Source organism: Microbacterium zouquanmingi (genome assembly GCF_052266695.1).
Classification (GTDB): Bacteria; Actinomycetota; Actinomycetes; order Actinomycetales; family Microbacteriaceae; genus Microbacterium.
The window spans coordinates 260434-280507 of record NZ_JBQPQZ010000001.1; the positions used below are offsets into that span (position 1 = coordinate 260434).

The following is a 20074-nucleotide window of genomic DNA, read 5'->3' on the forward strand; positions in this document are numbered from 1 at the left end:
GCTCAGCGGTCCTGGTCGTCGCGCGGACGTTTGCGTGACGACCAGACCGCGAAGGCGGATGCCGCGGCTCCCGCGGCCTTATCCAACGCCTCCGCGGAACGATTGAGCATCTCCTGCGCGCTCTCCTGCCACCCGTTCGCACTGTTCGGGTTGCGGCCAGCAGCGCGCTCTTTCGCTGTGTGCTCAGCGATGTCGAAGGTGCGCTCGAGGCGTGCCACCGCTTCCCGGTATGCGGAGTACTCTTCGATCGAGAGACCGGCGCTCGACGAAGGACGAAGATCACGCGCCGCGCGTGCAGCGGCAAGGAACGCGGCCATCGCCGGATCCTTGCCATCGCTCATGACGGGGTACGCGATGAGCAGTGCCGGGTCGGTCTCGTATGCCATCCAGCGGGCGGTGATCGTGTCGTGGGCCCGGTGCAGTCGGGCGATCGGATAGCGCTCGCGCTGGGATGCCGATGGCACCTCCGCCTGCGCCACGCTCACGCGCACGCGGCGAGCGCGCACATCCGCACGTGCAGCTCTGGCATCCTGCTCGGCCTGCTTCAGCGCACGACGTGCACTTGCCACGTCTAACGCGGATGCTCGAGATGCCGTGCGTTCTGCGACCAGGCGTGCGTGCTCTGCACGGGCGATCTTGACCGCTCTGCGGCGTTCACCGGCGTCGCGCTGAGCGTCGCGCAGATCTTTGCGCGCAGCATCCAACGCCAGCCGGCGGCCGCTGTTCTTGACGCCGCGGCGCACGCCGACGGCGGTGACGGCGCCCGCTCCGACCGCGGTCGGAGCGACCCACCACCACTCGGCAGCCAGCATCCACAACGGATCCACTCTCCGATGGTATCGGTCGCGCGCTGGCCGCCGGTGGTCGTCAGACGAGCGTCTCCTGCCAGGCCGCATGCAGCTGGGCGAACTTGCCGGTTCCGCTGATCAGAGCATCCGGAGTGTCATCCTCGATGATCTTGCCGTGTTCCATCACGAGCACCCTGTCGGCAATCGCGACCGTCGACAGCCGGTGCGCGATGATGATCGCGGTGCGGTCGGCGAGCAGAGTCTGCAGCGCGTCCTGGATGAGTCGCTCTGACGGAATATCCAGGGATGCCGTGGCCTCATCGAGGATCAGCACCGCGGGGTCCGCGAGGAACGCGCGAGCGAACGAGATCAGCTGGCGCTGCCCCGCCGACACTCGCCCGCCGCGCTTGTTCACGTCGGAGCTGTAGCCGTCCGGCAGGGCGGAGATGAACTCGTCCGCACCCACAGCCCGGGCAGCCGCCCTGATCTCGTCGAGCGTCGCATCCGGCTTTCCGAGCGCGATGTTGTCGGCGACAGTGCCGCTGAACAGATACGCCTCCTGTGTGACCATCACGATCGCACGGCGCAGATCCTTCGGATGCAGCGAACGAAGATCCACGCCGTCGAGCGTCACATTCCCCTTCGAGGGATCGTAGAAGCGCGAGATGAGCTTGGCGAGCGTCGATTTGCCCGCTCCCGTGGTCCCTACCAGGGCGATCGTCTGGCCTGCGGGAATGTCGAGCGAGAAGTGCGGCAGGATCGTCTTCTCTCCCGAGTACCCGAACGTCACCTCGTCGAAGTTCACGTGCCCGCGAGACTCCCACAGGTCGACGGGCTCTTCGGGGTCAGGGACTGTCGGGACCTCATCGAGCACGCCAGAGACCTTCTCCAGCGCCGCCGTGGCGGACTGGTAGGAGTTCAGGAACATCGCGATCTCCTGCATGGGCGCGAAGAAGTTGCGCACATACAGCACGGCGGAAAGCAGCACGCCGACAGTCAGCGCGCCGTCGGCGACACGGATGCCGCCCCACAGCACGACAAGCCCCAGGGTGAGGGCCGCCACGGCCATCAGGCCGGGCTCGAACGTGCCGAACAGCAGCATCGAGCGACGGTTCACGTCGCGGTAGTCGCCGGCGACCTTCTGGAAAGCGACGTCGTTGCGCGGCTCCTTGCGGAACGCCTTCACCGCACGGATGCCGGTCATCGTCTCGACGAACTGCACGATCACCTTGGCGCTGATCACGCGCGACTCGCGGAAGATGACCTGGGAACGCGTGTAGAACCAGCGCATCAGCAGCACCAGCGGCACCCCTGCCAGCAGCAGGATGACGCCGGACTGCCAGTCCCACACCATCAGCGCGATGAACGTGAACGCACCGAAGAGCACGCCGGAGACCAGGTTGTTGAGGCCGCCATCGAGAAGCTCGCGGATCGAGTCGAGGTCGCTCGTCTGACGGGAGATGATGCGACCAGATGTGTACGTCTCATGGAACTCGAGACTCAGCCGCTGCGTGTGCAGGAAGATGCGCTTGCGGAGGTCGATGAGCACCGCCTGGGTGATGCGCGCGGCGAGGACGACGTACCAGCCGATCAGTGCCGCAGCCGCAGCTCCCGCGACCAGGTAGACGGTGCCGATCAGGAACGTCGGCATCCAGTCGGCGTTGTCCAGTACCTGCGGCAGAGCCCAGTCGATCCCGATGCTGATGAGGATGGGGCCGGCGACCTGCAGCGCCGTGGAGATCACGAGAACGACCGCGGCCAGGATAATCCTCGTGCGCAGCGGCGAGACGAGCGAGCCGAGCAGCCGCAGAGAGCGCTGACGGATCGCGCGGCTCTCTTCGCGCGTGTAGTTCGAGCGGTCTTCATCCTGGGTGCCGGTCAGCGACGCACTCACGCCTGCACCTCCTCTTCTTCGGTCTGCGTATCGTTCTGCATGTCGATGATCGGAATCGCACCGGTGCGCGCGGCCTCCTCGGCCTCGAGACTGGAGATCACGTGGCGGTAGTGCGAGCTCGATCGAAGAAGCCCCGAGTGCGTGCCGACAGCCGTGATCCGTCCCCGCTCGAGAAGTGCGACACGATCCGCGAGCGCCACCGTCGACGGCCGGTGCGCGACGATCAGCGCTGTCGTCTCGGCGAGCACGTGGCGTAGCGCCTCTTCGACGAGCGCCTCAGTGTCGACGTCCAGCGCCGACAGCGGGTCATCCAGCACGAGCACCTTGGGAGCCGCGGCCACCGCGCGGGCAAGAGCAAGTCGCTGGCGCTGACCGCCTGAGAGACTCAGCCCCTCTTCGCCGATCACGGTCTCCACGCCGTCGGGCAGCTCGTCAACGAAGCCGGCCTGCGCAACACCGAGCGCTTCGCGCAGCACACGCTCGCCTTCCGCACTGTGGATGTCGAGCTCGGCGCGTCCGAGCAGCACGTTCTCGCGCACGGATGCGGAGAAGAGCGTGGCGTCCTCGAACGCCATGGCGATGTGTCGACGCAGCTCGACGAGCGAGAGATCGCGCACATCGACGCCGTCGAGCAGCACTCGCCCACCCGTCACGTCGTACAGGCGTGCGGGCAGTGTCGTCAGCGTGGTCTTGCCGCTTCCGGTGAGGCCCACCAGTGCCATCGTCTCCCCGGGGCGCAGGACGAGGTCGATGCCGTCCAGGAGGTCGCGCTCGGCGGCTCCGGCATCCTGGTACCGGAAGTGCGCGTTCTCGAAGACCAGCTCACCGCGCGGCTGGCTGATCTGCACGGGGCTTTCCGGGTCTGTGATGCTGTTCGTCTCGGAGAAGATGTCGAACACGCGGTCGGTCGCGGTGCGGGCATCCAGCATGAACGAGAAGAGGAACCCGATCGATTCGATCGGCCACCGCAGCACGGTCGCCATCGCGAAGAACGCGAACAGCTGCGCGTCATCGATGGAGCCCTGCGAGATGAGCCAGATGCCCGACATCAGGCTCACACCGAAAGCGATCTGCGGCATCAGATCGAGGAAGAACCACAGCGCACCGACAGAGCGCGCCTTGCTCATCTCGGTCTCGCGCAGAGTCTCGGCCTGGCCGGAGAAGCGCTTGAGGGCGTGCTGTCCGCGGCCGAAGGCCTTGAGCACGCGGATGCCGTGCACACTCTCCTCGACGCTGGTGGCGAGATCACCGGTCTGGTCCTGGCTGCGGCGCGTGAGCACGCCGTAGCGCTTCTCGAACAGGTATCCGCGGATCCACATCGGGATGCCGGTGACCAGAAAGATCACCCCCAGCAGCCAGTGCCAGCGGAACAGCAGCACTGAGCCGATGAGGATCGTGAGGATGTTCACGACGAGCAGGATGAGCCCGAACGCGAGCCACCGGCGGATCAGACCGATGTCCTGCATCATGCGGCTGAGCAGCTGTCCGGACTGCCAGCGGTCGTGGAAGGCGACCGGCAGCGCCTGCAGCCGCGAATACAGCTGCGTGCGCATCTGGTACTCGACCTCGGTGGAGGGCTTGAGGATGAACCAGCGGCGCAGCCACACCATCACCGCCTCGCCGAGCCCGAGTGCGAGAACGGCAACCGCGCCGACGACGATGAGACTGATCTCACCGGACTCGATCGGTCCCCGCAGGATCTGCTCGAGCACGATCGGGATCATCAGGGCGATGATTGCCGCGGCGAGTGCGCTGGCGGCACCGCCGGCGAAGCGCCAGACGACCGGCTTGACGAAGGGGGCGAGGCGCCAGAGCGCCTGAGGAGTCGACAGCGAAGCGGAGTGCGAAGACGGGGAGGAAGACATGACTCTCAAACAAGTTGTGGTGCGGAAGGCGGTCGACGCGACAGCCTTACAGCCTATTGCTCTGAACCTCCGCTTCACAACCACTATTCCGCGATCGCGCCAGCGGATCCGGCGCCGTAGGCTGGGCGGATGAGCTCACGACTGCGCGTCACCGGTATCGACACGGGTCCCGACGACCTGAGCGAACAGCTGCCCGCCGAGGCCCGGCTGCTGCGTCAGATCCCGGGCCCTGACCGTCCTGACTACTTCTTCGCGGTGCTCGACGAAGCGATCAGGTATCGCACGTCGCTGACAGCGCTGCGCGAGCTGGGCGTGAATCCGGATGCCGCGGACCCGCAGCTCATCCGCATCCACGAAGACGGCACCGTCGACCTGCTCGTATTCGGCATTGTGATCGCGGCGCGCATCGCGGGCTCGCATCCGCACGCCGGCATGAAGGATTTCCCCGTCATGCTCGCCTACGTCGTCGACAACACCGCGCTGCGCGATGAAGTGCTCGACTTCACCAAGATCGTCTACTCGGCGGTCGGCTTCATCAGCGATATCGACTCCGAGACAGCGGCGCCGGTCAGCGCGAGCTGAGTGCGCGCTCGCGCGCAAGCAGTGATTCTTTGACCGGAAGGCCCCACGCGAAGCCTCCCAGCGAGCCGTCCGAGCGCAGCACGCGATGGCACGGAACGAAGAGTGCGGGAGCGTTGCGGGCGCAGATGGATGCCGCGGCACGCACCGCGCTCGGACTGCCGAGCTCCGCGGCGAACTCCGCATAGCTGAGCGGCTGACCCGGTGCGATCCTTCGCAGCCCGTCCCAGCCGACCTGCTGCAGTTCTGTGCCGAACTGGCGCACCGTGACGGAATCGATCGCGGTGAGGTCTCCCGCGTAGTACGCGCGAGCGGCAGACGCGGCCTGGGTCTGTCCCTCACGGATCTCGGCGGGACGATTCTTCGCCGCCAGCCGGGCGATGATCTCTGCCTGGTCGGGGGTCCACCCCGAGGCGAGCACTCGCTGGTGTTCGTCCACCAGAATGGTGAACGCGCCGTCTGCGGTGTCGATGGTCTGGATGAGAGCGGTCATGAGAGCTCCTCGTCGTGGCGTGCGGTCTTCTGTCGGCGCGGCGCCCGCACGGGAGCGGCACGCCAGAGGTGTGCGGAGAGGTAGCTGCGCCATGGTGCGGCCCGTTCTGCCCAGACTGTGAGCGGCGCAGCATCCGCCGGAATGCCGGAGGCCCCGGCTCCCGCGCGAATCGCGACGTCACCGGGGAGGAAGACGTCCGGATCGCCGATGACGCGCATTCGCACGTAGTCCGCAGTCCACGGGCCGATTCCCGGCATGGCGAGAAGGTCACGGCGCTGCGCGGCACGGTCGTCGCCGACGGTGAGGGTGAGCGTGCCGTCGGCAAGAGCCGCGGCAGCGCCCGTGATCGCGCGAATCCTGGCCGCTGGCCCCCTCAGCACCTCCGCGCCGCGCTCGGCGATCGCCGTCATCGTCGGGAACAGAATCCCCTCTTCACCATCGGGCGCCGCGACCCGCTCCCCGAGCGCCTGGGTCAGAGCGGTCAGCGCCGTGCGTGCGGCCGCGACAGTGATCTGCTGGCCCACCATCGCGCGGATGAGCATCTCGTGCGGGTCGGCCGAACCCGGCACCCGGATGCCGGGGACGTGGGCCACGAGCGGCGCGAGCAGCGGATGCCGCGAGAGCGCCGTGTCCACCGCAACAGGGTCGGCATCCAGATCGAAGACGCGGCGGGCGGTCGCGACGAGCGGGGCGAGGTCGCCCAGGTGTGCGACGCGCACTCGCAGACGCAGTCGGCCGTCAGACTCCTGGCGCACCTCGAACCACGCGGGCCCACCGGGCATCCGCAGGTGACGAGCGAAGGAATTCGCCGTCGACGTCTCGGCCCCGGGGATCGCACGGGCGGTCATCCATGCGAAGATGCCGGCGGCATCCATGGGCTCGCGGTGCGGCAGCAGCAGATCGATCTCGCCGAGGACGGTCTCCGGCTCCTGTGCGGCACGGCGGCGCGCCCGCAGCTCGCTCGGCGTCAGGCCGAACACCTCGCGGATCGTCTCGTTGCACTGGCGGATGCTCGAGAACCCTGCCGAGAACGCGACATCTGCGACCGGAAGGTCAGTGCCCACCAGCAGCATCCTGGCGTTGTGCGCGCGATGCGCGCGAGCCAGCGCAAGAGGACCTGCGCCGAGTTCTGCGGTCAGCAGACGAGTCAGATGCCTGCGGGAGTAGCCGAGTCGCGCAGCCAGCCCGGGAACGCCCTCGCGCTCGACCACTCCGTCAGCGATCAGACGCATGGCCCGGGCCGCGGCATCCCCTCGCAGATCCCAGGCAGGCGAGCCGGGAGCAGCCTCCGGAAGACACCTCTTGCACGCCCGAAATCCCGCCTCGTGGGCTGCGGCGCTGGTCGGATAGAAGCTGACATTCTGCTGCTTCGGCGTGCGCGCGGGGCATGAGGGGCGGCAATAGATGCCGGTGGAGTGCACGGCCGTGACGAACTGCCCGTCGAAGCGGGTATCGCGCGCGTCGATCGCGCGATACCGCTCGTCGAAGGTCATCGTCTGGAAGGTCACAGCTCCACTCTGACACGTCCGGATGCCGCGGGCTCGCGGAAATCGGACATGACAGTGCAGCTCAGATGTGAGCGCTGACAGCAGCCGCGTCGGCCACGAGCGCGAACAGATCCTTGGGGTCGACGGGATCAGCGATGAGATCGACGTCCTGGTAGACGTCCGTGCCCTCGATTGCGTCAGCGAGGTAGCGCAGCGCCGAGAAGTCCTCCAGCGCGAAGCCGACGGAGTCGAACACGGTTACCTCTTCGGCCGACGTGCGTCCAGGCGCGTCACCGCGCAACACGCGCCAGAACTCGGTCACCGGGTGATCGGCTGCCAGCTGCTGGATCTCGCCTTCCACCCTGGTCTGCGGCGGGTACTCGACGAAGATGTCGGAGCGTCGCAGAATGCGCGGGTCGAGCTCGGTCTTGCCAGGGCAGTCTCCGCCGATGGCGTTCACGTGCACGCCCTTGCCGACCATGTCGTCGGTGAGGATCGTCGCGTAGGCCTTGTCTGCGGTGCAGGTGGTGATGATCTCGGCACCCTGCACGGCCTCTTCGGCGCTCTGGGCCCTGACGACGTCGAAACCGAGCGGGCGGATGTTGCGCTCGAACGCGTCCATGGCCGCGGGGTCAGTGTCCCAGATGCGCAGGCGGTCGATCCCGAGCATGGCACGAAATGCGAGCGCCTGGAACTCTGACTGACTCCCGGTGCCGATCATCGCCATGGTCGAGGCGCCTTGCGGCGCGAGCACGCGTGCGACCAGCGCCGAAGTCGCCGCCGTGCGCAGCGCCGTGAGGATCGTCATCTCCGTCCACAGCGTCGGGTAGCCGCTGGCGACATCGGCCAGCACGCCGAATGCGGTGACCGTCTGCAGGCCGCGCGCCGGGTTCCCCGGGTGGCCGTTGACGAACTTGAACGCGTAGGTGCGGTCGTCGCTGATCGGCATGAGTTCGATCACACCGACCTCGGAATGGTTCGCCACCCGTGCGGACTTGTCGAACTCCGGCCAGCGCAGGAAGTCCGCTTCGATCGCAGCCGCGATCCCCGTGATCGCCGCCTCCAGCCCGGTCATCCTGACCCAGCGCTGCATTCCCGGCACATCCACGAAACGGACCATCCGCGCACTCCTTCGCTCAGTCTTCCCACCGTAGAGACAGAGCGAGCGCACTTTCAATCAGCAGCATGAGTCATTCCTGCTACTTCGTAGACATAATGCACACTTCTGGCATACATTCTGTGTCATGGCTGCCCTGGACGACCTGGACCGACGCTTGGTTTCGCTGCTGCGCGCGAACGGACGCGAGCCTGTCATCACCCTGGCCAGAAGGCTCGGCGTCACACGCGCGACGGTAGACAACCGTCTGCGACGACTCCTCGACAACGGCACCATCGTCGGCTTCTCCGTGCGCGTGCGCGACCCCGCCGAAGCCTCGACCGTGCGAGCCCTCATGATGGTCGCAGTCGAGGGGCGCAACACCGACGATGTCATCCGCAGCCTCCGCGGCATCCCGGAAATCGCAGCCCTCCACACGACGAACGGACGCTGGGATCTCGTCGCCGAGATCATCTGCGACAGCCTCGCGTCATTCGACGAGACGCTGGGCGCGGTGCGCGGCATCGACGGGATCCGCGACAGCGAAACGAGCATTCTGCTCAGTTCCGCGACCGCATGACCGGCGATGCCGCGAGCGGCGTCAGTGGAAGAAGTGCCGCTCTCCCGTGAAGAACATCGTGACGCCTGCGGCGTTCGCCGCAGCGATCACCTCGTCATCGCGCACGGATCCACCCGGCTGAATGATCGTCGAGATGCCGGCGTCGATGAGCACCTGGGGGCCATCGGCGAACGGGAAGAACGCATCGGATGCGGCGACCGACCCCGTTGCGCGATCCCCCGCGCGCTCCACCGCAAGGCGGCAAGAGTCGACGCGGTTGACCTGCCCCATGCCTACGCCGACCGTGGCGTTGCCCTTGGCGAGCACGATCGCGTTGGACTTCACCGCGCGGCACGCCTTCCAGGCGAAGATCATGTTCTCGAGCTCGGAGTCATCCGGGCGTTCGCCGGAGACCAGCTCCCAGTTCTTCGCGACCGAGAGGATGTCGTCGGGGAAGCGGTCAGCGTCCTGCAGCAGCAGACCACCCGACACGAGGCGCACATCCATGCGCTCCTGCTGCCAGTCATCCGGCAACTGCAGCAGGCGAAGGTTCTTCTTCGCCTTGAACACCTCGAGCGCTGCGGGTTCGAAGGAGGGGGCGACGATGACCTCGGTGAAGATGTCCTTGAGGTTCTCCGCCATCTTCAGCGTCACGGTGCCGTTGGTGGCGATGACGCCGCCGTAGGCGGAGACCGGGTCGCACTCGTGCGCGCGCAGGTGCGCGCTGGCGATCGGGTCGAGTGCGTTGGGTGCCGTGGTCGCGATGCCGCAGGGGTTCGCGTGCTTCACGATGGCCACCGCGGGCAACACCATGTCGAAGGCGGCGCGCAGCGCGGCATCCGCGTCGACGTAGTTGTTGTACGACATCTCCTTGCCCTGCAGCTGAACTGCCTGGGCGATGCCGTGCTCGCCGACGCGTGTGTAGATCGCACCGCGCTGATGCGAGTTCTCGCCGTAGCGCAGGGTGGACAGGCGCTCGGCCTTGATCGTGAGGTGTTCGGGCAGTTCACCGGTTTCGTCGTTGAGCGTGCCCTCGGAGAACCAGGCGGCGACAGCCGCGTCGTATGCCGCGGTGTGCGCGAACGCGCGAGCGGCGAGCTCCCGGCGCTGGGTGAAGTTCGTGCCGCCCGCCTGGATGGATTCGATGATCGCGGGGTAGGACTCGGGCGAGACGACGATCGCGACGTTGGCGTGGTTCTTCGCCGAGGCGCGCACCATGGCAGGACCGCCGATGTCGATCTGCTCGACGACGACATCGTCTGCTGCTCCCGATGCGACGGTCTCGACGAAGGGGTACAGGTTCACGACGACGAGCTCGAACGGTGCGATCTCGAGCTCAGCGAGCTGTCGCTCGTGGTCTTCGAGACGTAGGTCGGCGAGAAGTCCGCCATGGATGCTGGGGTGCAGAGTCTTCACGCGCCCATCGAGCATCTCGGCAGTGCCGGTCACCGAGGCGACATCGGTGACCGCGTGCCCGGCTTCACGGATCGTCGCCGCGGTGGATCCCGTCGAGACGATCTCGACACCGGCGTCGACCAGGGCCGCTGCCAGCACCAGCAGGTCGGTCTTGTCGCTGACCGACACCAATGCGCGTCTGATCGGGACGACGTCGCGATCGCGGTACAGGGATGAATCGTGGCTCGGACCGGCCATAGATGTTCTCCTTCTTGCGGGGGCGTGCGGGGGTTCGGTCAGGGGATGAGAGCGAGGTCGCCGGTGGCGATGCGGCGCACGACGTCGATGAGCAGCCTGCGCTCGACGGGCTTGATGCGCTCGTGCAGGGTGTGCTCGGTGTCGCCGGACTGCACGGGGATCCGCTCCTGCGCGAGGATCGGCCCCGAATCGACGCCGTCGTCGACGACAATGACGCTGGCACCGGTCTGTGTCGCACCGGCAGCGAGCGCGTCACGGACGCCGTGCGCTCCGGGGAACTCCGGAAGGTACGCCGGGTGTGTGTTGATGATGCGCGGTGCGTAGTGAGCGACGAGGTCCGCCGGGAGCAGACGCATGAGGCCACTCAGGACAATGAGGTCGGGCTGCCAGACGTCGAGCTGCCGGCCGAGCTCCTCGCCCCATGCTTCGCGGCTCTCGAATGCGCGGTAAGGAACAGCGAAGCTCGGGATGCCGAATTCTTCAGCGTGCGCGAGCCCATCGGCATCGCGATCAGCGCCGACGACGACGATCCGCGCGGGGAAATCCGGGTGGCGTGCGGCTTCGAGGAGGGCGCGGAGGTTCGAGCCGGCGCCAGAGATGAGAACGGCGACCGTGAGCACCCGGCCAGTCTAGCGGGGCGTGGGAGTGCTGCCGTCTTCGAGCGGCGACGTGCCCATCTCGGCGACCCAGCGGTCAGTGCGCTCCTCGGCGATCTCATCGCGATTGCGCGGTGCGAGAAGCATGATGGCCGCACCGACCAGCACTTCGGCTCCGATGGCGAGCGCTGTCCACCCGGCGTGGGGCCCGATCTCTGCCATGCGCCCGGGGCCGATCGACCCCGAGGCCAACGCCGAGGCGATGGCGACAACTCCGGCGGTGAGCCCCGCGACGGCCGAAGCGATCGCGACCCGCGGCCCGACGGCGTGTGCAGCATCGCTCCACACAAGACGTGATCGGATCAGCCAGCCGGCGAACGCACCAGCGCCGACCGGAAGCAGCACGACGATGAGCATCCAGATCGAGCTGTTCTCCGGTAGCAGTCCGAAAATCGGCACACCGGGAACGACGCCGAGCTGCGTCCCTGCGGGCGAGACCGCCGTGCCTGCGCCGACGGCGAAGCCGGGTCCTGCGATCCACGCGGTCGCCCACACCAGCAGCGTCGGGAGATAGGCGAGATGCCCGAGGGTGAGCACTGTCGCTCCCGTCGCGTCCACGCGCGCCAATTCGAACAGCGCGACCACCTCTCCCCCGCGCACAGCGACCGCGAGCGCGACGGCGAGCGCCGCTGCTCCCATCAGGGCGACGGTCACTGCGGCGGTGCCGCGAACGACTTCACCGGGGACGACTCTCCAGTCTCCCCAGCCGTCGACCCGGTCGTGGATGCGGTCGATGACCCCGCCATCTCCCTCACGCCACGCGTAGGACACGGCCCCACAGAGCGCGCCGACGAGATAGACGACTGAGGGCAGGAGTATCGCCAGCCACATCTGCACCTCCGCGATCGCGCTGCGCGCCGTGAGCGCGACGAGAACGGCGATCGCGGTGAAAACGATCGTGCCAGCCACAGCGCCGAGCAGCCCGGCTCCCGAGCGCGCGGCGCGTACGCCGGAGCGAGCAGCGAACAGCAGGGTGAACACGAGGAACGCCAGGGGCGTCAGCGAGAGCGTGAAGCGCGCAGCATCCGGGGCGATTCCGACGGCGGAGACGACGGCATCCGGGATGACGATGTCCATCGGCACCCCGTGACCGAACTGCCAGAGCGTGCCGGTGACGGGCCAGAGACCTCCCCAATCGGCTGTCGCGCCGAGCGTGAGGGTCCAGAGAAGGGTCAGGGGCGCGAGCAGCACCGCCAGTCCGACGGCCGCCGCGATGGCGGCATCGACGGCAGCGAGAATCGCGACAAGAAGGCGTTGCATGACTCAACGAGACTACGACGAGAACCTGATCGCCTCGCGTGGGCGCGCGCGAGCGCGCGGACACGATATCGTTCCGAAGGAGGTTTCCCGATGACAACTGCCCCCTCACCCGCCACCAACGCCCCCGCCGAGCCGCCAGCCGAGCCGAAGAACGCGCTTGACCGCTTCTTCGAGATCACCAAGCGCGGCTCGACGATCGGCACTGAAATCCGTGGCGGCATCGTCACGTTCGTCACGATGGCCTACATCGTGATCCTCAACCCGATCATCCTCTCCACCCCTGACATCGACGGCAACGTCCTCGACGGCGGCGCGGTCGCAGCGGCCACCGCCCTCACCGCCGGTGTCATGACTCTGCTGTTCGGCATCGTCACCCGCCTTCCGTTCGCTTTCGCCGCGGGACTCGGCATCAACGCCTTCCTGGCCTTCTCGGTCGTTGGATCGGTGACCTGGCCGGAGGCCATGGCGCTGGTCATGATCAACGGCGCGGTGATCGTGCTGCTGGCTGCAACGGGCCTTCGGAAGATGATCTTCGACGCCGTCCCCGTGCAGCTGAAGCTGGCTATCACGGTCGGCATCGGCCTGTTCATCGCCTTCATCGGTTTCGTCAACGCCGGATTCGTCACCGCGACCGGCAACCCCTCGCCGCCGATCGACCTCGGTGTCGGCGGCTCGGTCGCCACGATCCCGACGCTGATGTTCGTCGTGACGCTGCTCATCGGCGGCGTGCTGATGTCGCTGCGCACCAAGGGCGCGATCCTGATCGCTCTGGTCTCCGGCACCATCATCTCGGCGATCATCGCCGCGATCTGGCCCGACTCCGGATTCGTGTTCGACTTCTCCGGCGGAATCGTCGGCGTTCCCGACCTCAGCCTGATCGGACAGGTCGACTTCGGCTTCGACCTCGGCCGCGTCTCTGGCGTCGCGCTCGTGATGATCGTCTTCACGCTGATCTTCTCGAACTTCTTCGACGCCATGGGCACGATGACCGGCCTCGCCGGTGAAGCAGGCCTTGCCGACAAGAAGGGCGACTTCCCGCGCATCAAGTCGGCGCTGGTCATCGAGGGCGTCGGCGCGATCGCCGGTGGTGCAACATCCTCCTCGTCTGCGACCGTGTTCGTCGAATCCGGCTCCGGTATCGGTGAAGGTGCACGCACCGGATTCGCGACCTCGATCACCGGTGTGCTGTTCCTGCTGGCGATGTTCTTCGCGCCGCTCACCGGATTGGTGCCTGGCGAGATCGCCGCAGCGGCGCTCGTGCTCGTCGGTGCCCTCATGCTCTCGCAGATCAAGAACATCGACTTCAGCGACTTCCGCGTGCTGCTGCCGGTCTTCCTCACTGCGACCGTCATGCCGATGACCTACTCGATCGCCAATGGCATCGGCGCGGGCTTCGTCAGCTGGATCGTCGTGAACGCACTGTCCGGCCGCGCCAAGACCATCCACCCGCTGCTGTGGATCGTCGGTTTCGGGTTCGTGCTGTTCTTCGCCCGCGGGCCGATCGAGGCCGCCTTCGGCGTCGCCTGATCGCTCCGCGCCCCGACCAGGGCCGCGACCTGCTGAGATTCCCTCTGCGCTGAACGGCGCAGAGGGAATCTTCGTCTCTACGGTCGGACAAATGTAACGAAAAGGTCTCGACGCCGAGGCTCCGCTCTGTCAGGATGCTGATCATGAGCGTTCGACGACGACGCCTGTGGGGTGCAGGGGCGGCTTGTGCAACCGTGTGCACACTGCTCACGGGCTTCGTCTCACCCGTCGCTCATGCTCTCGCTTCTCCACCCGACGCCGCCCGGCACATCACGGGTGCAGCCACCAGCTCGGCGTCGCTGCTCGACCTGGTCACTCTTCGCCCATTGGCCGTGCTGCGCGAGCCGGGTCAGACCGCGGCGATCATCGGGCACCGCGGTGATTCCGCTGCAGCTCCCGAGAACACCATGGCCGCGTTCGAACTGACGACGAGCGTCGGCGCGGAGTACTTCGAGGTCGACATCCGGATGTCGAAAGACGGCGTCCCTGTCGTCATGCACGACAGCACTGTCGATCGGACGACCGACGGCACGGGAGCGGTGGCCGATCTGACGATCGCCGAGCTCGAGGCTCTGGACGCCGGATCCTGGTTCGACGAGTCCCACGCCGGCGCCCGTATCCCCGCGCTCGACGACGTGCTCGCTCTCGTCGCCGGCCCTCACCGCACCGACGTCGTCATCGAGTACAAGGGCCGCTGGACCAAGGCGGGCGTGAGGGCGACGATCGAGATGATCGACCATGCCGGTCTGGAGAACCGGGTCATCGCGCAGAGCTTCAGTGAGAAGACCGTCGCGCAGCTCAGAAAAGCCGCTCCCGATCTCGTCGTCGGCTGGCTCACCCACGCCCTTGACGCACAGACCATCTCAACCGCTCGCCAGATCGGTGCGGATGCCGTCAACCCTGCGGTCGCGAGCGCACGAGCCGTGGCTCTCGCGCACGATGCGGGGCTCGGCGTCTTCGTGTGGACGCACGACGCGGATGCCGACTGGGAGGAGCTCACCGCGATGGGCGTCGACGGGATCGTCACGAATCGCCCTGACGCACTCCAGGCGTGGTCTCATCAGCGCAGTGCAGATAGAAGAAGGCCCCAGGGTGGAGCCCGGGGCCTTCAGTTCTAGCTTACACGTGCTTACAGAGCGTTCACGATCTCGCGCATCAGGTCTGCAGTCTCGGACGGGGTCTTCCCGACCTTGACGCCGGCGGCCTCGAGTGCCTCCTTCTTCGCCTGTGCGGTTCCTGCGGAGCCGGAGACGATGGCACCTGCGTGGCCCATGGTCTTGCCCTCGGGTGCGGTGAAGCCCGCGACGTAGCCGACGACCGGCTTGGTGACATGCGCCTTGATGTACTCGGCCGCGCGCTCTTCGGCGTCGCCGCCGATCTCGCCGATCATGACGATCGCCTTGGTCTCGGGGTCTGCCTCGAACGCCTCGAGAGCGTCGATGTGCGTGGTGCCGATGACCGGGTCGCCGCCGATGCCGATGGCGGTCGAGAAGCCGAGGTCGCGCAGCTCGAACATCATCTGGTAGGTCAGCGTGCCCGACTTCGAGACGAGACCGATCGGGCCCTTGCCGGTGATGTTCGCCGGGGTGATGCCGACGAGCGCCTCATCGGGCGTGATGATGCCGGGGCAGTTCGGGCCGATGATTCGGGTCTTGTTGCCCTTGCTCTTCGCGTATGCCCATGCCTCAGCCGAGTCGCCGACGGGAACACCCTCGGTGATGACGACGAGCAGCGGGATCTCGGCGTCGATGGCCTCGATCATGGCGGACTTGGTGAAGGCGCCGGGGACGAAGGCGATCGACACGTCTGCGCCGGTCTCCTTCATCGCCTCTTCGACCGTGCCGAAGACGGGGAGCTCAACGGCCGCGCCGTCCTTGTCGGTGTGCGAGACGGTCGTGCCGGCCTTGCGGGCGTTGACGCCGCCGACGACCTGGGTGCCGGCCTTGAGCATGAGGGCGGTGTGCTTGGTGCCCTCGCCGCCGGTGATGCCCTGGACGATGACCTTGGAATCCTTGTTCAGGAAAATCGACATTTCTCTTATTCCTTTTCTAAGATCTCAGGCGTTCGCCAGCTCGGCGGCCTTGTCGGCGCCCTCGTCCATGGTGGCGGCGAGAGTCACAAGCGGGTGGGCGTACTCGGCGAGGATCGCGCGTCCCTCTTCGACGCGGTTGCCGTCCAGGCGCACGACGAGCGGCTTGGATGCCGCGGCGCCGAGAGTCTCGAGCGCACCCTTGATGCCGTTGGCGACAGCGTCACACGCGGTGATGCCACCGAAGACGTTGACGAAGACCGACTTGACCTGCGGGTCGCCGAGAATGACGTCGAGGCCGTTCGCCATGACCTCGGCGGATGCTCCGCCACCGATGTCGAGGAAGTTCGCGGGCTTGACGCCACCGTGGTTCTCACCGGCGTAGGCGACCACGTCGAGCGTCGACATGACAAGGCCTGCGCCGTTGCCGATGATGCCGACCTGGCCGTCGAGCTTGACGTAATTCAGACCAGACTTCTTGGCCTTGGCCTCGAGCGGGTCAGCGGCATCCTTGTCCTCGAGCGCCTCGTGCTCGGGGTGACGGATCTCAGAGGCGTTCTCGTCGAGAGTGACCTTGCCGTCGAGCGCGATGATGTCGCCCTCTTCGGTGCGAACCAGCGGGTTGACCTCGACGAGGGTTGCGTCCTCGCCCTTGTAGACCTCGTAGAGCTTCACGAAGACGTCGGAGACCTTCTCGATGAGGTCTTCGGGGAACTTCGCGGCGCGAGCGATCTCGACGGCCTTCTGCTTGTCGATTCCGGTCAGCGGGTCGACCTCGATGCGGGCGAGAGCCTCGGGACGCTCGACAGCGAGCTCTTCGATCTCCATGCCGCCCTCGACGCTGCACAGCGACAGGTAGGAGCGGTTGGCGCGGTCGAGCAGCACGGAGAAGTAGAACTCCTCGGCGATGCGGGCACCGGCTGCGACCATGACGCGCTTGACGATGTGGCCCTTGATGTCCAGGCCGAAGATGGCCTTGGCTGCTTCGTACGCCTCATCGGGGTTCTTGGCGACCTTGACACCGCCTGCCTTGCCACGACCACCGGTCTTGACCTGAGCCTTGACGACGACCACGCCGCCGAGCTTCTCCGCTGCCGCTTTCACCTCCTCGGGGGTGTCCGCGACGATGCCGGCGAGGACCGGCACTCCGTACTTCTCGAAAACGTCTCGTGCCTGGTACTCGTACAGATCCACTGTGCTTCCTTCACTGGGCTGCGGGGGCGGAAAGTCTCTCGATATCGAGATATCGACCAGTAGTACAGCCTACTACTCTCGTCTGAATGGGTAATCCGGCACCGCCGTGATGGCGCATAGCCCTAGGCTTCGTGCTATGCATGAGTCCGCAAAAATGCCGGGCGGCGTCGTTGCCGCAGCACTGGCTCTGTTCCGCGAGCAGGGGTTCGACCAGACTTCTGTCGAGCAGATCGCGAAAGCCGCGGGTGTGTCCCGGTCTACGTTCTTCCGACAGTTCGGCGGTAAGGAAGACGTCGTCTTCGCCGATCATGAAGTGCTCCTCGGAGAGCTGCGCGAGTTTCTCGCCGAAGGGCATCGCGACCCCTGGGAAGCAGTCTGCCGCGCGTCGCAGCACGTGTTCTCGCACTTCGCGCACGACCCAGAGATCGCCCGGCTCCGCTACCAGGTCGTGCGGCAGGTCCCGGCGCTGCGTGAACGCGAGATCGTGACGGTGTTCCGCTACGAGCGGCTCTTCGATGACTACCTGCGCCGTGCGCTTCCCGGGATCGACCCGTTGGATGCTGTCGGCTTCGCCGCCCTCGTCACCGCGGTGCACAATCACGTGCTCCGCCAACTGCTGCGCGGCACGAAGCGCGTGGCACCATCGGTGCTGCAGTCAGCACTCGACGATGTGCGCCGCCGATACGGCGTGCTGCCGGAGGCCCCGGATGCCGCCGCAGACGACGTCATCGTCGCGGTGTTCCCACGGGCCATGCCGATCGCGGAGGTATCGCGCCGGCTGCAGTCTGAGCTGGAGTCGTAGCTCAGTCGCAGTTGCAGCCGCCGGAGGCGTTGCGCACCATGAAGCACACGTCGCACACGCCGTATTCGCGTTCGGCCACCGGCGTCGCCTTCGGCTTGGCCGGAGCCGCCGAGCTCGCACGCGGTGCGCGCGATGCAGGCTTCTTGAGCGGGCTCAGCGGTCGGAACTCGCTCGGGTGCGAGACGTAGAAGTAAGGGGCGCGCCCTTCGCTCGGGCGAAGTCGCAGCGCGGCGGAGCCGACGAGGATCTGCTCGTCCTCGGTGAAGCCGTTCGTGTAGGTCTTGCCGATGTGGAGCGGTGCTCCTTCACCGAGGCGGATCGCCTCGATGTATCGGCCTCGGTCGATCAGCGAGCTGATGCCGACGGCATCCACGATCGCGGTGATGAACTCGATGTTCGCCGGGTCGGTTCTATGCGCGCGCAGCGCGTCGGAGAGATTGCGGTATGGACGGGAAGTGCCTGCGGGCGTAGGGCCCTGAATCTCATTCATCATCTCCAAGGGTCTCACGTCCAGCTGGGCAGTTGCGCCGAATGCCGCACACGGAGAGGTTCGGGCTGGAAGACTGAGGACATGACACGCGCGACGATCATCGGCAGCGGGCCGAACGGACTCGCCGCAGCCGTATCTCTCGCCCGTGGCGGCTACGAGGTCCGCGTCCTCGAAGCTGCGGACAGCATCGGGGGCGGCATCCGCACGACAGAGGCAACCCTCCCCGGCTTTGCGCACGACGTGTGCTCTGCGGTGCACCCCGCGGCGCTCGCATCCCCGTTCTTCCAGGCGTTCGGACTCGCCGAGCGCGTGGACTGGATCATGCCGGAGATCTCATACGCACACCCCCTGGATGGCGGTAGGGCAGCCATCGCCTGGCGCGACATCGAGCGCACCGCGAAGGATCTGGGTGCAGATGAGCGCTCCTGGCTCGCGCTGCTGCGTCCGCTGAGCTCGCACATCGACGGCGTCGTCGACTTCACCGGCAACCAGATGGTGCGACTGCCGCACGAACCGGTCACGGCCATGCGCTTCGCGATGCGAATGCTCGAGCACGGCACACCGCTCGCACGACGCGCATTCCGCACACCTGAGGCCGCCGCACTGCTGTCGGGGGTCTTCGCCCACGCGAACACTCCGCAGCCGTCGCTGGCGGGAGCCGCGGCAGGACTCCTGCTGGCCGCGCAGGGCCATGCGAGCGGCTGGATGTATCCGCGCGGCGGGGCGCAGCGCATCGCGGATGCTCTCGTGACTGATCTGGAGGCACACGGCGGCACGGTCGAGACCGGCGTGCATGTGCGCGATCTCGCCTCGCTCGACTGGGGAGATCCGAATCACGGCGACGTGCTGCTGCTGAACTCGTCGCCGCGCCTTGCGCTGACGCATCCGGATACCCCCGCGTCGTACGCGCGCGCCCTGCGACGCTACCGGTACGGACCCGCTGCCGCGAAGGTCGATTTCGCTCTTGATGGCCCCGTGCCGTGGCTCGACGCGCAGGTCGCACAGTCCCCCACCGTCCACGTGGGCGGCACCCGCGAAGAGATCTGGGCGAGCGAGAACGCTGTCATGGCCGGTCGCGTCTGTGCCCGCCCGTACGTGCTCGCCGTGCAGCCCTCCGTGCTTGATGGCTCTCGCGCCCCTGCGGGCAAGGCAGTGCTCTGGGCGTACGTCCACGTTCCCTTCGGATCCGACCTGGACGCCACCGACCTCATCACCGCGCAGATCGAGCGCTTCGCGCCGGGCTTCCGCGATCTCATCCTCGCAACACACTCGGTCCCGGCATCCGATCGGGAAGCGATCAACCCCTCCGAGATCGGCGGGGACGTGTTGGGCGGGGCATTCACCATCCCACAGGCACTGGCGCGCCCGGTGCTGTCGACGCATCCGTGGCGAACTCCGATGCGCGGGGTGTATCTGGCCTCGGCATCCACGCCGCCTGGCCCCGGGGTGAACGGAATGGCGGGCTGGCACGCGGCCAGGACCGTGCTCGAAGATGCCGGGCGGCCGTCCATGCTCACCGAGCTGTTCGCCTGATCGGCCGCGCGGCCGCGCCCCCGCGGCTGCCCGACCGCCCGCCCGCGGCCCGGACACTTGTCAGTGGATTTTCACACCTGCCAGCGTGTTTCGGCCGGTTTCCCAGCCGTCCGCGCATTTCGACTGACATGTGTCCCTGTCGCTCCGCGCGCACACGCGCGAAGATGGG

Annotated in this window: 18 protein-coding genes; 6 read left to right on the plus strand and 12 right to left on the minus strand. The window is 67.0% G+C overall.

Going from position 1 to position 20074, the window contains the following annotated elements:
* Positions 1 to 2: 2 nt before the first annotated feature.
* Genes ACTU6U_RS01220 through ACTU6U_RS01230 form a run of 3 tightly spaced genes read right to left on the minus strand, consistent with a single transcriptional unit; the run spans position 3 to position 4547 of the window.
* Positions 3 to 827, minus strand: a complete 825-nt coding sequence (locus ACTU6U_RS01220) for a hypothetical protein (RefSeq protein WP_443467338.1) — start codon at positions 825 to 827, stop codon at positions 3 to 5.
* A 40-nt stretch (positions 828 to 867) separates the two neighbouring features.
* Complete coding sequence (locus ACTU6U_RS01225) at positions 868 to 2682, minus strand: ABC transporter ATP-binding protein (RefSeq protein ID WP_443467339.1); 1815 nt, start codon at positions 2680 to 2682, stop codon at positions 868 to 870.
* Positions 2679 to 4547, minus strand: coding sequence for an ABC transporter ATP-binding protein (locus ACTU6U_RS01230; protein WP_443467340.1), 1869 nt, complete (start codon positions 4545 to 4547; stop codon positions 2679 to 2681). The genes ACTU6U_RS01225 and ACTU6U_RS01230 overlap by 4 nt, the downstream gene beginning before the upstream one ends.
* Positions 4548 to 4676: 129 nt before the next feature.
* Between ACTU6U_RS01230 and ACTU6U_RS01235 the strand changes: the two genes are divergently transcribed.
* The gene (locus tag ACTU6U_RS01235; RefSeq protein WP_443467341.1) at positions 4677 to 5129 is read left to right on the plus strand and encodes a hypothetical protein; all 453 of its coding nucleotides are present in this window, start codon (positions 4677 to 4679) and stop codon (positions 5127 to 5129) included.
* Here ACTU6U_RS01235 and ACTU6U_RS01240 read toward each other — a convergent pair.
* From ACTU6U_RS01240 to ocd, 3 genes are all read right to left on the minus strand, one after another.
* Complete coding sequence (locus ACTU6U_RS01240) at positions 5116 to 5619, minus strand: methylated-DNA--[protein]-cysteine S-methyltransferase (RefSeq protein WP_443467342.1); 504 nt, start codon at positions 5617 to 5619, stop codon at positions 5116 to 5118. The two genes, ACTU6U_RS01235 and ACTU6U_RS01240, sit on opposite strands and share 14 nt — an antisense overlap.
* Positions 5616 to 7112, minus strand: a complete 1497-nt coding sequence (locus tag ACTU6U_RS01245; protein ID WP_443467897.1) for an AlkA N-terminal domain-containing protein — start codon at positions 7110 to 7112, stop codon at positions 5616 to 5618. Before ACTU6U_RS01245 ends, ACTU6U_RS01240 begins: the two co-directional genes overlap by 4 nt.
* A 76-nt stretch (positions 7113 to 7188) precedes the next feature.
* Positions 7189 to 8226 carry an ornithine cyclodeaminase gene (gene ocd / locus ACTU6U_RS01250; protein WP_443467343.1) on the minus strand — a complete coding sequence of 346 codons (1038 nt, stop codon included), beginning with the start codon at positions 8224 to 8226 and terminating at the stop codon, positions 7189 to 7191.
* A 124-nt stretch (positions 8227 to 8350) separates the two neighbouring features.
* Here ocd and ACTU6U_RS01255 point away from each other — a divergent pair, with 124 nt between their 5' ends.
* On the plus strand, positions 8351 to 8782 hold the full coding sequence (locus ACTU6U_RS01255) for an Lrp/AsnC family transcriptional regulator (RefSeq protein ID WP_443467344.1): 432 nt from the start codon (positions 8351 to 8353) through the stop codon (positions 8780 to 8782).
* Positions 8783 to 8803: 21 nt separating this feature from the next.
* Here the strand turns inward: ACTU6U_RS01255 and purH are convergent, their stop codons facing one another.
* Genes purH through ACTU6U_RS01270 form a run of 3 tightly spaced genes read right to left on the minus strand, consistent with a single transcriptional unit; the run spans position 8804 to position 12330 of the window.
* Positions 8804 to 10414, minus strand: coding sequence for a bifunctional phosphoribosylaminoimidazolecarboxamide formyltransferase/IMP cyclohydrolase (gene purH / locus ACTU6U_RS01260; RefSeq protein WP_443467345.1), 1611 nt, complete (start codon positions 10412 to 10414; stop codon positions 8804 to 8806).
* 38 nt (positions 10415 to 10452) lie between these two features.
* The gene (purN, locus tag ACTU6U_RS01265) at positions 10453 to 11034 is read right to left on the minus strand and encodes a phosphoribosylglycinamide formyltransferase (RefSeq protein ID WP_443467346.1); all 582 of its coding nucleotides are present in this window, start codon (positions 11032 to 11034) and stop codon (positions 10453 to 10455) included.
* A gap of 9 nt (positions 11035 to 11043) precedes the next feature.
* Complete coding sequence (locus tag ACTU6U_RS01270; RefSeq protein WP_443467347.1) at positions 11044 to 12330, minus strand: cell division protein PerM; 1287 nt, start codon at positions 12328 to 12330, stop codon at positions 11044 to 11046.
* Positions 12331 to 12420: 90 nt separating this feature from the next.
* Between ACTU6U_RS01270 and ACTU6U_RS01275 the strand changes: the two genes are divergently transcribed.
* Together ACTU6U_RS01275 and ACTU6U_RS01280 are read left to right on the plus strand one after the other, a co-directional pair.
* A complete protein-coding gene (locus ACTU6U_RS01275) occupies positions 12421 to 13857 on the plus strand; it encodes an NCS2 family permease (protein WP_443467348.1) in 1437 nt (478 codons plus the stop codon).
* A 143-nt stretch (positions 13858 to 14000) separates the two neighbouring features.
* Positions 14001 to 14975 (plus strand): glycerophosphodiester phosphodiesterase, encoded by a 975-nt coding sequence (locus ACTU6U_RS01280; protein ID WP_443467349.1) that lies wholly within the window; start codon positions 14001 to 14003, stop codon positions 14973 to 14975.
* 11 nt (positions 14976 to 14986) lie between these two features.
* On the opposite strand, the gene sucD is transcribed toward ACTU6U_RS01280, so the two are convergent.
* On the minus strand, positions 14987 to 15889 hold the full coding sequence (sucD, locus tag ACTU6U_RS01285) for a succinate--CoA ligase subunit alpha (RefSeq protein ID WP_443467350.1): 903 nt from the start codon (positions 15887 to 15889) through the stop codon (positions 14987 to 14989).
* 24 nt (positions 15890 to 15913) lie between these two features.
* Complete coding sequence (gene sucC, locus ACTU6U_RS01290; protein WP_443467351.1) at positions 15914 to 17080, minus strand: ADP-forming succinate--CoA ligase subunit beta; 1167 nt, start codon at positions 17078 to 17080, stop codon at positions 15914 to 15916.
* Positions 17081 to 17216: 136 nt separating this feature from the next.
* Between sucC and ACTU6U_RS01295 the strand changes: the two genes are divergently transcribed.
* Positions 17217 to 17882 carry a TetR/AcrR family transcriptional regulator gene (locus ACTU6U_RS01295; protein WP_443467352.1) on the plus strand — a complete coding sequence of 222 codons (666 nt, stop codon included), beginning with the start codon at positions 17217 to 17219 and terminating at the stop codon, positions 17880 to 17882.
* Position 17883: 1 nt separating this feature from the next.
* Here the strand turns inward: ACTU6U_RS01295 and ACTU6U_RS01300 are convergent, their stop codons facing one another.
* Positions 17884 to 18372: a hypothetical protein gene (locus ACTU6U_RS01300; protein WP_443467353.1), complete on the minus strand. Its 489-nt coding sequence runs from the start codon at positions 18370 to 18372 to the stop codon at positions 17884 to 17886.
* An 81-nt stretch (positions 18373 to 18453) separates the two neighbouring features.
* Here ACTU6U_RS01300 and ACTU6U_RS01305 point away from each other — a divergent pair, with 81 nt between their 5' ends.
* Positions 18454 to 19905: a phytoene desaturase family protein gene (locus ACTU6U_RS01305; protein ID WP_443467354.1), complete on the plus strand. Its 1452-nt coding sequence runs from the start codon at positions 18454 to 18456 to the stop codon at positions 19903 to 19905.
* Positions 19906 to 20074 lie beyond the last annotated feature (169 nt).